Annotated in this window: 11 protein-coding genes and 1 pseudogene; 3 read left to right on the plus strand and 9 right to left on the minus strand. The window is 69.4% G+C overall.

Features of this window, described 5'->3' with window-relative positions; genetic code table 11:
• Positions 1-82 precede the first annotated feature (82 nt).
• Genes ABWV53_RS07850 through ABWV53_RS07860 form a run of 3 tightly spaced genes read left to right on the plus strand, consistent with a single transcriptional unit; the run spans position 83 to position 3,942 of the window.
• On the plus strand, positions 83-1,795 hold the full coding sequence (locus ABWV53_RS07850; RefSeq protein WP_353364631.1) for an acyl-CoA dehydrogenase family protein: 1,713 nt from the start codon (positions 83-85) through the stop codon (positions 1,793-1,795).
• A 40-nt stretch (positions 1,796-1,835) separates the two neighbouring features.
• Positions 1,836-2,816: a Bug family tripartite tricarboxylate transporter substrate binding protein gene (locus tag ABWV53_RS07855; RefSeq protein WP_353364633.1), complete on the plus strand. Its 981-nt coding sequence runs from the start codon at positions 1,836-1,838 to the stop codon at positions 2,814-2,816.
• Positions 2,809-3,942 carry a CaiB/BaiF CoA transferase family protein gene (locus tag ABWV53_RS07860; RefSeq protein WP_353364635.1) on the plus strand — a complete coding sequence of 378 codons (1,134 nt, stop codon included), beginning with the start codon at positions 2,809-2,811 and terminating at the stop codon, positions 3,940-3,942. Before ABWV53_RS07855 ends, ABWV53_RS07860 begins: the two co-directional genes overlap by 8 nt.
• 45 nt (positions 3,943-3,987) lie before the next feature.
• Here the strand turns inward: ABWV53_RS07860 and ABWV53_RS07865 are convergent, their stop codons facing one another.
• The 9 genes and pseudogenes from ABWV53_RS07865 to rseP form a co-directional block, all read right to left on the minus strand.
• Positions 3,988-4,770: a TrmH family RNA methyltransferase gene (locus ABWV53_RS07865; RefSeq protein ID WP_353364637.1), complete on the minus strand. Its 783-nt coding sequence runs from the start codon at positions 4,768-4,770 to the stop codon at positions 3,988-3,990.
• Between the two features lie 326 nt (positions 4,771-5,096).
• Positions 5,097-5,711, minus strand: a pseudogene (gene rnhB / locus ABWV53_RS07870) (ribonuclease HII); the annotation flags it as partial.
• Positions 5,683-6,852 carry a lipid-A-disaccharide synthase gene (gene lpxB, locus ABWV53_RS07875; RefSeq protein ID WP_353364639.1) on the minus strand — a complete coding sequence of 390 codons (1,170 nt, stop codon included), beginning with the start codon at positions 6,850-6,852 and terminating at the stop codon, positions 5,683-5,685. The gene lpxB and the pseudogene rnhB, both read right to left, overlap by 29 nt.
• Positions 6,853-6,871: 19 nt before the next feature.
• A complete protein-coding gene (gene lpxA / locus ABWV53_RS07880) occupies positions 6,872-7,672 on the minus strand; it encodes an acyl-ACP--UDP-N-acetylglucosamine O-acyltransferase (protein ID WP_353364641.1) in 801 nt (266 codons plus the stop codon).
• 25 nt (positions 7,673-7,697) lie between these two features.
• Positions 7,698-8,138, minus strand: a complete 441-nt coding sequence (fabZ, locus tag ABWV53_RS07885; protein WP_056663912.1) for a 3-hydroxyacyl-ACP dehydratase FabZ — start codon at positions 8,136-8,138, stop codon at positions 7,698-7,700.
• Positions 8,139-8,150: 12 nt separating this feature from the next.
• Complete coding sequence (gene lpxD, locus ABWV53_RS07890) at positions 8,151-9,134, minus strand: UDP-3-O-(3-hydroxymyristoyl)glucosamine N-acyltransferase (protein ID WP_353364643.1); 984 nt, start codon at positions 9,132-9,134, stop codon at positions 8,151-8,153.
• Between the two features lie 45 nt (positions 9,135-9,179).
• Positions 9,180-9,707 (minus strand): OmpH/Skp family outer membrane protein, encoded by a 528-nt coding sequence (locus ABWV53_RS07895; protein WP_353364645.1) that lies wholly within the window; start codon positions 9,705-9,707, stop codon positions 9,180-9,182.
• On the minus strand, positions 9,707-12,004 hold the full coding sequence (bamA, locus tag ABWV53_RS07900; protein ID WP_353364647.1) for an outer membrane protein assembly factor BamA: 2,298 nt from the start codon (positions 12,002-12,004) through the stop codon (positions 9,707-9,709). The genes ABWV53_RS07895 and bamA overlap by 1 nt, the downstream gene beginning before the upstream one ends.
• A gap of 45 nt (positions 12,005-12,049) precedes the next feature.
• Positions 12,050-13,414 carry an RIP metalloprotease RseP gene (rseP, locus tag ABWV53_RS07905; RefSeq protein ID WP_353364649.1) on the minus strand — a complete coding sequence of 455 codons (1,365 nt, stop codon included), beginning with the start codon at positions 13,412-13,414 and terminating at the stop codon, positions 12,050-12,052.
• Between the last annotated feature and the right edge of the window lie 5 nt (positions 13,415-13,419).

The raw sequence follows: 13,419 nt of genomic DNA on the forward strand, positions 1-13,419 counted from the left end.
GCGCAAGACCTATTTGATATTAGACACGAATGGCCGGGCGGCGAAGAATGGGGCACAACCAAGTAGCCAAGGAGACATCGACATGCCGCAACCCTTCATCGCGGCCGAGAGCCATCCGGTTCCGGATGGCCACGGCCGCAACCTGTTCGACACCGACACCGAGCTGCAGTCCCTGCTGGCCCTTTATCTGCCGGACGCGCTCAACGCCCACATGCGCCCGCACTTCGAGCGCCTGGGCGGCCTGGCCGGCGGCCTGCTGGACGAACTGGCCGGCACCGCCGACCGGAACCCCCCGGTGCTCGAACACCGCACGCGCACCGGCCTCGACGTGCAGCGCATCGTCAAGCACCCCGCCTATGTGGAGATGGAACGGCTGGCCCTGAGCGAATTCGGCCTGGGCGCCATGTCCCACCGCGAGGAGACGCTGGGCTGGCGCGGCCCCATGCCGCCGCTGGTCAAGTACGCCCTGACGTTCCTCTTCGTGCAGGCCGAGTTCGGCCTGTGCTGCCCGGTCTCGATGACCGATTCGCTGACGCGCACGCTGCGCAAGTTCGGCAGCCCGCAGCTGCTGGCGCGCTATCTGCCCACGCTCACGTCGCTCGACTTCGACGAGCTGGCGCAGGGTGCCATGTTCATGACCGAGCAGGGAGCGGGCTCCGACATCGCCGCCACCGCCACGCGGGCCACGCCGGCCGCGGACGGCAGCTGGCGGCTGACCGGCGACAAGTGGTTCTGCTCGAACCCCGACGCCGGCTTCGCGATGGTGCTGGCGCGCATCGACGGAGCGCCGGAGGGCTTGAAGGGCGTGTCGCTCTTCCTGCTGCCGCGCCGCCTGGAGGACGGCAGCCTCAACCACTACCGCATCGTCCGCCTGAAGGACAAGCTGGGCACGCGCTCCATGGCCAGCGGTGAGATCCAGCTCGGCGGCGCGGTGGCCTATCTGGTGGGCGAGGCAGGCCGGGGCTTCGTGCAGATGGCCGACATGGTGAACAACTCGCGCCTGTCCAACGGCGTGCGTGCCGCGGGGCTGATGCGGCGGGCGGTGTCCGAGGCCGAATTCGTCGCCGCCGAGCGCCGGGCCTTCGGCCGGGCGCTGCAGGACATGCCGCTCATGCGCCGCCAGCTCGACAAGCTGCGCGTGCCGGCCGAGCAGGCCCGGACCATGGTGTTCCAGACAGCGCGGGCGCTGGCGCGCTCGGACGCCGGCGAGAAGGACGCCTATGCGCTGCTGCGCATCCTTACGCCGCTCATCAAGTTCCGCGCCTGCCGCGACGCCCGCAAGGTGACCGGCGATGCGATGGAAGTGCGCGGCGGCTGCGGCTACATCGAGGAATTCAGCGACGCCCGCCAGGTGCGCGACGCGCACCTGGGCTCGATCTGGGAAGGCACGAGCAACATCGTCGCGCTGGACGTGCTGCGAGCGATCCGCCGCGAAGGCTCGCTGCCGGTGCTGGCGGCGCACAACGCGGCGCTGCTCGAAGACGCGGCCCTGCCCCCCGCCTTCGCAGCCGCCCTGCGCCAGAGTTTCGAGCGCGCCTGCGCGCTCGCCGGGACCGCGCTGCAGGAAGGCGGCGAGGTGCTGGCCCGCCAGGCGGCATCGGCGCTCTACCACTGCACCAGCGCCATCGCCATGGCCTGGGAAGCCGCCAGGACGGGCTCCGCCGCGCGCATGCACTGGGCCCGGCTGGTGCTGCTGCACCGCGTGCTGCCGCGCGATCCGCTGCGGCCCGACATGGCGCCTGCCGATTGGCAAGACCGCCACAGTGTGCCTTCGGCGGACGCCGCCGTCGCCTGACCTTCGAAGGCACCCCCCACTACAACGGAGACAAAACCCAATGAAGAAACGCACCCTGATGTCCGCCGCCTGCGCCCTGCTGGCGGCCGCCTTCCTGGCGCCCGCTGGCGCGGCGGAGGCCTTCCCGGCCAAGCCCATCACTCTGGTGATCCCCTACCCGCCCGGCGGGCCGACCGATGCCATGGCGCGCACGCTGGCCGCCGAGATCAAGGACCGGATCGGCCAGCCCATGATCGTGGAGAACCGCGCCGGGGCCAACGGCAACATCGGTGCCGAATACGTCGCGCGGGCGGAGCCCGACGGCTACACGCTCATGTTCGGCACTTCGGGGCCCCTGGCCATCAACGTGAGCCTCTACGGCAAGATCGGGTACGACCCGGTCAAGAGCTATGCACCGGTGATCCGCGTGGGCTACCTGCCCAACGTGCTGGTGGTGCATCCCGGCGTACCCGCACAGAACGTGAAGGAGCTCGTCGCCCACGGCAAGGCGCACCCGCGCACGCTGGCCTACGCGTCATCGGGCAGCGGCGCCTCGTCGCACCTGGCGGGCGTGCTGTTCAATTCCATGGCGGGCACCGACTTCCTGCACATCCCCTACAAGGGCACCGGCCCGGCGCTCAATGACCTGCTGGGCGGCCAGGTCGCGATGAGCTTCACCGACGTGCTGACCGCCCAGCCCCACGTCAAGGCGGGCAAGCTGCGCGCGCTGGGGGTGACGACCGCGAAACGCTCGCAGGCCCTGCCCGACGTGCCCACGGTGGCCGAACAGGGATACCCGGGCTACGACGTCAGCGTATTCTTCGGCGTGGTGGCGCCCGCCGGCACGCCGGCCGACCGCATCGCCCTGCTCAACAAGGCCTTCGCCGAAGCGCTCTCCACCGCCAAGGTCAAGACGCTGTTCGCCTCGCAGGGGCTGGAGGCCGCTGCCGACACCCGCCCGCAGGCGCTGGGGCGCTTCATCGCCGACGAGACGGCCAAATGGGCGCAAGTCATCCAGCAGTCGGGAGTGCGCCTTGACTGAGCGGGCCGCCACCGGCGCACTGGCCGGCATCCGGGTGCTCGACCTCTCGCGTATCCTCGGCGGGCCGTACTGCGGCCAGATCCTGGGCGACCACGGCGCAGACGTGCTCAAGGTGGAGCCACCGGAGGGCGACGACACGCGCACCTGGGGCCCGCCCTTCCAGGATGGCGTGGCGTCGTACTACATGGGGCTGAACCGCAACAAGCGCGTGCAGCACCTCGACCTGTCCGGCGATGAGGGCCGGGCCCGCCTGCTGGAGCTGGTGGCCCAGGCCGACGTGCTGGTGGAGAACTTCAAGTCCGGCACCATGGAGCGCTGGGGCATCGGCTACGAAACACTGTCGCAGCGGTTTCCGCGCCTGGTCTGGTGCCGCGTCAGCGGCTTCGGCAGCGACGGCCCGCTGGGCGGCCTGCCGGGCTACGACGCGGCGGTGCAGGCCATGTCCGGCATCATGAGCGTCAACGGCGAAGCGGGCGGCGGCGCGCTGCGCGTCGGCCTGCCGGTGGTGGACATGGTGACGGGCCTGCATGCCGTCATCGGCGTGCTGCTCGCGCTGCAGGAGCGCCAGCGCAGCGGCCGGGGCCAGCTCGTCGAGGCGGCGCTCTACGACAGCGGCCTGTCGCTGCTGCATCCGCATGCGGCGAACTGGTTCATGGACGGACGGGTGCCGGGCCGCACCGGCAACGCCCATCCCAACATCTACCCCTACGACACCCTGCGCACCGCCAGCGAGCCGGTCTTCGTCACGGTGGGCAACGACCGGCAGTTCGCGGCCTTCTGCGGCTGCATCGGCCTGCCCGGGCTGGCCCATGACCAGCGCTTCGCCCGGGCGGGGGACCGGTCGCGCCACCGCGCTGAGCTGAAACCGCTGCTGGAGGGCGCCACGCAGGCGCTGCAGGCCACCACGTTGGTCGAGCGGCTGATGGCTGCCGGCGTACCGGCGGCGCCGGTGCTGGATGTGGACGCGGCGCTGGAGCATCCGCACACCGTGCACCGGAAGATGGTGGTCGAGATGGATTCAGGCTACCGCGGCCTGGGCAGCCCGGTGGCGCTGAGCCGCACGCCGGCCACCTACCGGCACGCGCCGCTCACGCCGGGCGAGGCGTTCCTGCCCGGCGAGGCTTGAAGGCCTGCAAGGCTTGAAGCCCCGCAGCGAGCGGGATCGCCAGCCTCAAGCCCGCGAATCCGCGTGCGCCGCGCTGGCGTGCAGGCAGATGGCGGCCGCCGCGCCCACGTTGAGCGATTCCTCGCCGCCCGGCTGCGCGATGCGGATCAGGTGCGTGGCGCGCTGCTGCAGCGCTTCGGACACGCCCTGCCCTTCGTGGCCCAGGATCCAGCCGCAGGGCCAGGGTAGCTGGGCGCGGTGCAGCAGGGCGCCGCCGTGCGAGCTGGTGGCCAGCAGGGGTACCCCGAGCGCGTCGACGTCCTCGGCTGCGAGCCCTTCGACGAGCCGCAGCGCGAAATGCGCGCCCATGCCGGCGCGCAGCACCTTGGCGCTCCAGAGCGCGGCCGTGCCTTTCAAGGCCGCGATCTGGCCGAAGCCGAAGGCCGACGCGCTGCGCAGGATGGAGCCGACGTTGCCCGCATCCTGCAGGCGGTCGAGCACGACGGTGGCCACGCCCGGCTGCAGCGCCGGCGCGGCAGGCAGATCGAGCAGGAAACCCATGCGGGCGGGCGATTCCAGCGTGCTGATCTCCGGCCAGAGCGCATCGTCGATCACTATGTTTTTCATAGCAGCATGCCCATATGCATCCTGCGCAGCAGGCCAAAAAGAGGCTGCAAACACCGCCATGGACGGCCGTTGGCCCCGGTCGAGCGCCGCGCGGCACAGGTGGTCGCCCTCCAGCCAGATGCGCCCCTGCTTGCGGTAGGCGGCGCTGTCCTGGGCCAGCCGGCGCAGGTCTTTCACGAGCGCGTTGTCACGGGAGTGGATGGGCGTGATGGGAGAGGTCATGCGGTCGGCAGGCACGGGGCCGGCGGTGAGGATCGGTGGAGGGCTGCCACGGCGCGCCGGCCGCGTCAGGCCCGGGCGCGGGCTGAACGGCGCGGCCTGGGGCTCGCCGGGCCGTCGGCGGGCGGTGGCATGAGGGTGAGCACCCCGCTGCCGGCATGCACCAGGCCGAGATCCCCTGCCCGGCCCGCGGCAGCCGCCGGCGCAGGCGATGCGCCCACCTCGCCCCCCGCGGCCGGGGCCACGAGGGCGCTGGCCACCGTCTGGGTGACGATCGACACACCCTGCGCGTCGTGGGTGACCTGCGTGACCTGGGTGATCTGGCTGACCTGCACCACCTGCGCGACCGGGCTGAAGGAGCGGCGGTGCTCCGGGCACGCCCCATGCTCGCGCAGCGCGGCCAGGTGCTCGGCCGTGCCGTAGCCCTTGTGCGCGGCGAAGCCGTATTGCGGGTACTGCGCGTGCAGCTGCGCGCACCAGCGGTCGCGGGTGACCTTGGCCAGGATGGAGGCGGCCGAGATCGCCTGCACCAGCGCATCGCCCTTGACGATGGCATCGGCCGGCACGTCGAGCAGCGGCAGCCGGTTGCCATCCACCAGCACCCGCACCGGCCGCAGGCGCAGGCCCTGCACCGCGCGCTGCATGGCCAGCAGGGTGGCCTGCAAGATGTTGATGTCGTCGATCTCGCCCACGCTGGCCTGCGCCACGCTGCAGCACAGCGCCTTGGCGCGGATCTCGTCGTAGAGCTTCTCCCGGCGCGCGGCGGTCAGGGTCTTGGAGTCCGCCAGCCCCTGGATGGGCTGGCGCTCGTCGAGGATGACGGCGGCCGCCACCACCGGCCCAGCCAGCGGGCCCCGTCCGGCCTCGTCCACGCCGGCGACCAGGCCGGGCGGATGCCAGGCGAGCGAGACCTGTTCAGGCAGTGATGATTTTCTGGATCGCATCGGCGGCCAGGCGGGGCGTGTCGCGGCGCAGGCTCTCGTGCAGCGCGGTGAAACGCGCCTGCAGCGTGGTCAGCGCGGCGGGGTTGACGGTGGGGGCATCCAGCCAGCCCAGCACGGCGTCGGCCAGCGCCCGTGGCGTGGCCTGGTCCTGCAGCAGCTCGGGCACGACGAAGTCCTGGCACAGGATGTTCGGCAGGCCCACCCAGGGCTGCAGCTGCTTGCGGCGCATGAGCCGCCAGCTGATCGGGTGCATGTGGTAGCCGATCACCATGGGCCGCTTGAAGAGCGCGGCTTCGAGCGTGGCGGTGCCGCTGGCGATCAGCGTGCAGTCGCAGGCGGCCAGGGCCGTGTGCGACTGGCCGCGAATGACCTGGACACTGGCCGGGGGCAGCCCGCATTCGCGGGCCATCCGCTCGATGCGCTCCTGCAGCGCAGGAACGGCAGGCACTATTATTTTTATAGCAGGCCGCGTTTGCAGGATGAGCGCCGCCGCCCGAAAGAAGGGTTCGGCGATGTAGGTGACTTCGGCGGAACGGCTGCCGGGCAGGACGGCGAGCACCTCGTCATCCGCCGCCAGGCCGAGCTGGGCGCGCGCGGCGATGCGGTCGGGCGCGAGCGGAATGACGTTGGCCAGCGGATGGCCCACGTAGGTGGCGGCGATGCCGTGGCGGGCGAGCAATTCGGGCTCGAACGGAAAGATGCACAGCACATGGTCGGCGCTGCGGCGGATTTTCTCCACCCGCTCGGCCCGCCAGGCCCAGATCGACGGGCAGACGAAATGCACCGTCTTCACGCCCTCGGCGCGCAGGGCGGCTTCCAGGCCCAGGTTGAAGTCGGGCGCGTCCACGCCGATGAACACGTCGGGCCGCGCACCCGGCCCTTGCAACAGGCGCTGGCGCAGCTGCTTGCGGATCGAGAGGATGCCCAGGAGCTTTTGCACCAGCTCCAGGCTGTAGCCGTGCACCGCCAGCCGCTCGCTGGGCCACCAGGCGTCGAATCCGCGCCGCTCCATCTGCGGCCCGCCGATGCCCTGGGCGACGAGCCCCGGCCATTGCCGCTGCAGGCCGTCCAGCAGCAGCCCGGCCAGCAGGTCGCCCGACGTCTCGCCGGCGACCATGGCTACGCGTGGCGTCTGCCCCATGGCGATCGACCCCCGCCCTTCAGCGCGCGATGCCGCGGCGCGATGCGGCGGCGAAATCGCGCAGCAAGGCGATGTCGGCTGCCGCCTCGGGATGGTCGGCGGACAGGTCCTGCAGCGCCGCCAGGGCCGCTTCCAGCGTCAGGCCCTGCCGGTAGAGTACCCGGTGCGCCTGCTTGATGCCCGCGATGCGCGCGGCGGAAAAGCCGCGGCGGCGCAGCCCTTCGACGTTCAGGCCGCGCACGGCCAGCGGATTGCCGTCCACCATCATGAACGGAGGCACGTCCTGCGACACGTGGCTGGCGAAACCGGCCATGGCATGGGCGCCGATGTGGGTGAACTGGTGCACCCCCGTCAGCCCGCCGATGATGGCGTGGTCGCCCACATGGACGTGGCCCGCCAGCGTGGCGTTGTTGGCCAGGATGGTCTGGTTGCCGACGACGCAGTCGTGCGCGATGTGCACGTACGCCATCACCCAGTTGTCGTCGCCCAGCGTGGTCACGCCGCGGTCCTGGGCGGTGCCGGTGTTGAAGGTGCAGAACTCGCGGATCGTGTTGCGGTCGCCGATCACGAGCTCGGTCGGCTCGCCCGCGTACTTCTTGTCCTGCGGGGCCGCGCCCAGCGATGCGAACTGGAAGATGCGGTTGTCCACGCCGATGGTCGTGCGCCCCTCGACCACGCAGTGCGCGCCGATGGTGGTGCCCGCGCCGATGCGCACGTGCGGGCCGATCACGGCATACGGCCCGATGGAGACCGAGCCGTCGATATGCGCCGCGCCGTCGACGACGGCGGTGGGATGGATGCTGGTGCTGCTGCTGCTCACGTGCCGCCCTGCCCTGGTGGGACGTTCAGACCACGCTGCGCATGGTGCACATGATCTCGGCTTCGCAGGCCACGCTGTCGCCCACGCGCGCCACGCCCTTGAACTTGTAGATGCCGCCCTTGATGCGGTCGAGTTCGACATTCAGCATGAGCTGGTCGCCCGGCTCCACCGGCCGCTTGAAGCGCGCGCCGTCGATGCCGACGAAATAGAACACCTTGTCGTCGCCGGGCGCCTCGCCCATCATGTCGAACGACAGCAGGCCGGCCGCCTGGGCCAGCGCTTCGAGGATCAGCACGCCGGGCATGACCGGACGGGCGGGAAAATGCCCCGTGAAAAAGGGTTCGTTGATGGTGACGTTCTTGAGTGCGCGGATGCACTTGCCCCGTTCGAGCTCGACCACCCGGTCCACCAGCAGGAACGGATAACGGTGGGGCAAGAGCTTGAGAATTTGGTGAATGTCCATCATTGCTGGAGCGGCCTAGCCGTCCTTTTCAGTTTGTTTTTCAAGGGCCTTGATGCGCTCGCGCAGGCCATGCAGGTTCCGGAGCGTCGCCGCGTTCTTTTCCCACTTCGCATTTTCGTCCATCGGGTAGACGCCGGTGTAATGCCCCGGGCGTTTCAGCGAGTGCGTGACCACCGTGTTGGTCGACACGTGCACGTGGTCGGCCAGCTCCAGGTGGCCCAGGATCGATGCCGCGCCGCCGATGGTGCAATGCGCGCCGATGGTGGTGCTGCCGGCCACGCCCGAGCAGCCGGCCATCGCGGTATTCCTGCCGATGCGCACGTTGTGGGCGATCTGGATCAGGTTGTCCAGCTTCACGCCGTCCTCGATCACCGTGTCTTCCAGCGCGCCCCGGTCGATGCAGGTGTTGGCGCCGATCTCCACGTCGTCGCCGATGCGCACCGCGCCCAGTTGCTCGATCTTGACCCACGCCCCGCGCTCGGGCGCGAAGCCGAAGCCGTCCGCGCCGATGACGACGCCCGGGTGCACCAGGCAGCGGGCGCCGATGCGGCAGCGCTCACCGATGGTGACGCGCGACTTCAGCACCGTGTGCGCGCCGACATGGGCGCCCCGCTCCACCACGCACAGCGGGCCGACCGTGGCCGTGGGGTCGACGAAGGCTTCGGCGTCGACGACCGCAGACGGGTGAACGCCGCCGGCGCCTGAGGGCGCGTGCGCACGCTTCCACAACTGCGTCACCCGGGCGAAGTACACGTACGGATCGGGCGTGACGATGCACGCCCCGCGTGCCAGCGCGGCATCCCGCAACGCGGGCGCCACAATGACACAGGCCGCCCGGGAGGCGGCCAGTTGGGGCTGGTATCGCGGGTTGTTCAGGAAGGCGAGGTCGCCAGGTCCTGCGGACTCCAGGGGTGCGATGCGCAGGATCTCCACCTCGCCATCACCGCCCTCCAGAGTCCCGCCCAGCGCATCGACGATCGCTCCGAGGCGCAAGCTCACGGACGGCCCGTCACCACGCGCGCCGGCTCACGCCGTGGCCGCTGCTCACTTGGCAGCCGCGCCATTCGTCGCATTCAGCGCCTTCAGCACCTTGTCGGTGATGTCGTGCTTGGGGTTGATGTAGACGGCTTCCTGCAGGATCACGTCGTACTTTTCGGCCTCGGCGACCTGCTTGACCACGCGGTTGGCGCGCTCGAGCACCTGGCTGAGTTCTTCGTTCTTGCGCGCGCCCAGGTCTTCCTGGAACTCACGGCGCTTGCGCTGGAAGTCGCGGTCCTGGTCCACAAGCTGGCGCTGGCGGGTGGTGCGCTGGCTCTCGGCCATGGTGGGCGCTTCGCGTTCGAACTTCTCCGTCGCGGTCTTCAGGGCGTTGCCCTGGTCGACCAGGTCTTTCTCACGGCGGGAGAATTCCTGCTCCAGCTTGGCCTGTGCCGCCTTGGCGGTATTGGCTTCGCGGAAGATGCGGTCGGTGTTCACGAACCCGGCCTTGAACTCCTGCGCCTGGGCAGGCACCGCAGCAGACAGCGTGCCGAGCAGGAGAACGAGCGGAATGTGGCGGGAAAAGGATTTCATTAGAAAGACGTTCCGATCTGGAATTGCAGTTTCTGGATTCTATCGCCGGCGAACTTGCGCACCGGCTGCGCGAAGGCGATGCGCAGCGGACCCAGCGGGGAGATCCAGCTCAGGCCCAGGCCCGCGGAAGCCCGCAGCTCGCTCAGCTCCACCTTGTCGTTGTCGCCATACACGTTGCCCGCATCCACGAAGGTGAACACGCGCAAGGTGCGGTCATTGCCGGCGCCGGGGAACGGCGCGATGAATTCGGCATTCAGCGTGAGCTTCTTCGAGCCGCCGAGCGAGGCGCCCGTCACGTCGCGCGGGCCCAGCGTGCCCTGGTCGAAGCCGCGCACCGATCCCAGGCCGCCGGAGTAGTAGTTCTTGAACACCGGGAACGGCCGGCCGTTCAGGCCGGTACCCCAGGCCAGCTCGCCGTTGAAGGCCATGGTGAACTGCTTGTTGAGCGGAACGTATTGCTGCACCTGGTAGTTGCCGCGCACATAGCGTGCGTCGCCGGCCACCGACCACTCCGAGTTCAGCCGCTGGTAGCGGCCCGAGTTCGGGGCCAGCGCGCTGTCGCGGTCGTCGCGCGACCAGCCCAGCGTCAGCGGCACCGAGAAGCTCGTCGCGCCATAGGTGTCCGCGTAGGCCAGGTAGGCCGCCGGGATGTTGGTGCCGGCCTTGATCTTGGTCTGCTCCACGCCGCCACCGAAGAACACGGTGTCGGTCTCGCTGAACGGCACGCCGAAGCGCACGCTGGTACCGGCGGTGACCAGTTCGTAGTTGCCGCCCTGCTCCTGGTAGGGCTTGCTCGTGCGGTAGTACAGGTCGAGCGTGCGCGAAATGCCGTCCTGGGTGAAGTACGGGTCCGTCGTGCTGAACACCAGGGTGCGGTTGTACTTGCTGGTGTTGACGTCCACGCCCAGGTAGTTGCCCGAGCCGAAGACGTTTTCCTGCTTGATGCTGAACGACAGCGACACCTTCTCGGCGCTGGAGAAGCCGGCGCCCAACTGCAGCGAGCCGGTGGGCTTCTCGACCACGTTGATGACCAGATCGACCTGGTCGGGCGAGCCGGACACTTCCTGCGTTTCGACGTTCACCTCGGTGAAGTAGCCCAGGCGGTCCACCCGGTCGCGCGACAGCTTGATCTTGTCGCCGTCGTACCAGGAGGCCTCGTATTGGCGGAACTCGCGGCGGATCACTTCGTCGCGCGTGCGGTTGTTGCCGCTCACGTTGATGCGGCGCACGTAGGCGCGGCGCGACGGCTCGGCCTTCAGCACCACCGCCACGCGGTTGTTCTCGCGGTCGATCTCGGGCACGGCTTCGACCCGCGCGAAGGCGAAGCCGAAGTTGCCGAAGTGGTCGGTGAAGGCCTTGGTGGTTTCGGCCACCTTGTCCGCGTTGTAGGGCTCGCCCGGGCGGATGGTGATGAGCGACTTGAATTCGTCGTCGCGGTCGAGGTAGTTACCCTCGATCTTCACGCCCGACACCACGTAGCTCTGGCCTTCCGTCACGTTGATGGTGATGGTGATGTCCTGCTTGTCGGGAGAGATGGCGACCTGCGTGGAATCGATCTTGAATTCCAGGTAGCCCCGCGACAGGTAGTAGGAGCGCAGCGTCTCCAGGTCGGCATTGAGCTTGGCGCGCGAATAGCGGTCGGACTTTGTGTACCAGCTGAGCCAGCCGCCGGTGTCCTGGTCGAACAGGCCCTTCAGGGTCGATTCGCTGAACGCCTTGGCGCCCACGATGCGGATGTCCTTGATCTTCGCGGGTTCGCCTTCCGTCACGGTGAAGGTGAGGTTGACGCGGTTGCGCTCGATCGGGGTGACGGTGGTCACCACCTCGGCGCCGTAGAGGCTCTTGCTGATGTACTGGCGCTTGAGTTCCTGCTCGGCGCGGTCGGCAAGCGCCTTGTCGTAGGGACGGCCTTCGGTCAGGCCCACGTCGCGCATGGCCTTCTTGAGCGTGTCCTTGTCGAATTCCTTGGTGCCGGCGAAATCGACGTCGGCGATGGTGGGGCGTTCTTCGACCACCACCACGAGCACGTTGCCCGCCGCCTCGAGCCGCACGTCCTTGAAGAGGCCGAGCGCGAACAGCGCACGGATCGCGGCCGAGCCCTTCTCGTCGTTGTAGTCGTCACCCACGCGCAGGGGCAGCGAGGCGAAGATGGTGCCGGGCTCGACCCGTTGCAGGCCCTCGACCCGGATGTCCTGCACCTTGAACGGTTCCAGCGCCCACGCGGCGTTGGCGGACAGGACCATGGCGGCCACGGCCACCGCTCTGCGCACGCCCATGCGATTGATGTGTTTTTTCATGAAGTGAAGCTGTAGCCGCTGCGGGGTTGCAGGCGCGGCATGAAGTTAGCCAAACAGGCGGGTGACATCGTTGAAAAGGGCAATGGACATCATCAGAAGCAGCACGGCAACACCCCCGCGTTGCAAGCGCTCCATCCAGGCTTCCGACACGCCCCTGCCCGTCACGCCTTCCCAAAGATAATACATCAGGTGCCCCCCATCGAGGACGGGCAGCGGCAGCAGGTTCAGCACCCCCAGACTGACGCTGATGAGCGCCAGGAACGCCAGGTATTGCGTCAGTCCCATGCTGGCGGAACGGCCGGCGTAATCGGCGATGGTGAGCGGGCCGCTCAGGTTCTTGATGGAGGCTTCGCCGATCACCATGCGGCCCATCATCTTGAGCGTGAGCAACGAGACGTCCCAGGTCCGCACGATGCCGTTCCAGAGGCCTTCGAGCGGCCCGTAGCGCACGGTGACGAATTCGGGCGGCGTGCCGACGTAGGCCGCGATGCGCCCGACGGTCGTGCCCGCGTCCTGCTGGGCGTCGGGCGTGACCTGCACGGACTGGGTGCGGCCGCCGCGCTCCACGAGCCAGGTCTGCGTCAGCGGCTGGGAGCCGCGCACCGATGAGCGGATGACGTCGCGCAGCTGCTGGCCGTCGACCACCACCGTGGCGCCGACCTGGCGCACCACGTCGCCCTGCCGCAGCCCTGCGCGCTCGGCTGCGCCGCCGGCCATCACCTCGCCGATCACCGGCCGGGTCCACGGACCCACGATGCCGATCTTGCGAAAGAGCTGCGCGTCGGCCTCGCGGGTCTCGATCTGCGAGAGCTCCAGCAGCACCTGGCGGCGGCCCGAGCCGGCGGCGGGCTGCACCTCGAGCCGGACGTTGTCGCCGTCCAGCGCGCCGCGCGTCAGCGTCCAGCGCAGGTCCTCGAACGAGCGCACCGGCTCGGCCTCCTCGCCGGCCAGCGCGGCCGACAGCACCAGCTCGCCGCCCTGCAGCCCGGCACGCTGGGCGATAGAGCCCGCGACGGGACTGGCCAGGTAGGCCTTGGGCTCCTCGACGCCGGACCAGTTCACGGCGGCGTAGAGCGCGATGGCGAGCAGCAGGTTGGCCGCCGGCCCGGCGGCCACGATGGCGGCGCGCGAACGCAGCGGCTGCGTGTTGAAGGCGAGATGCCGTTCCTCGTCGGCGACGGGCGCCTCGCGCTCGTCGAGCATGCGAACGTAGCCCCCCAGCGGAACGGCGCCGATCACGAATTCGGTCGGCGAGCCCTGGGGCTGCCAGCGCAGCAGCGGCTTGCCGAAGCCCACCGAAAACCGCAGCACCTTCACGCCGCAGGCCACCGCGACGCGGTAGTGGCCGTACTCATGCACCGCGATCAGCAAGCCCAGCGCGACGACGAAAGCAACCACGGTCAAGAGCATTGGTG

This window comes from Acidovorax sp. FG27 (assembly GCF_040365715.1).
GTDB lineage: Bacteria > Pseudomonadota > Gammaproteobacteria > Burkholderiales > Burkholderiaceae_C > Paracidovorax.

Coding starts and splice junctions, on each gene's coding strand:
- ABWV53_RS07850 (WP_353364631.1), top strand. CDS start 83: ATGCCGCAACCCTTCATCGCGGCCGAGAGCCATCCGGTTCCGGATGGC.
- ABWV53_RS07855 (WP_353364633.1), top strand. CDS start 1,836: ATGAAGAAACGCACCCTGATGTCCGCCGCCTGCGCCCTGCTGGCGGCC.
- ABWV53_RS07865 (WP_353364637.1), bottom strand. CDS start 4,770: ATGACCTCTCCCATCACGCCCATCCACTCCCGTGACAACGCGCTCGTG.
- lpxB (WP_353364639.1), bottom strand. CDS start 6,852: ATGGGGCAGACGCCACGCGTAGCCATGGTCGCCGGCGAGACGTCGGGC.
- fabZ (WP_056663912.1), bottom strand. CDS start 8,138: ATGATGGACATTCACCAAATTCTCAAGCTCTTGCCCCACCGTTATCCG.
- ABWV53_RS07895 (WP_353364645.1), bottom strand. CDS start 9,707: ATGAAATCCTTTTCCCGCCACATTCCGCTCGTTCTCCTGCTCGGCACG.
- bamA (WP_353364647.1), bottom strand. CDS start 12,004: ATGAAAAAACACATCAATCGCATGGGCGTGCGCAGAGCGGTGGCCGTG.
- rseP (WP_353364649.1), bottom strand. CDS start 13,414: ATGCTCTTGACCGTGGTTGCTTTCGTCGTCGCGCTGGGCTTGCTGATC.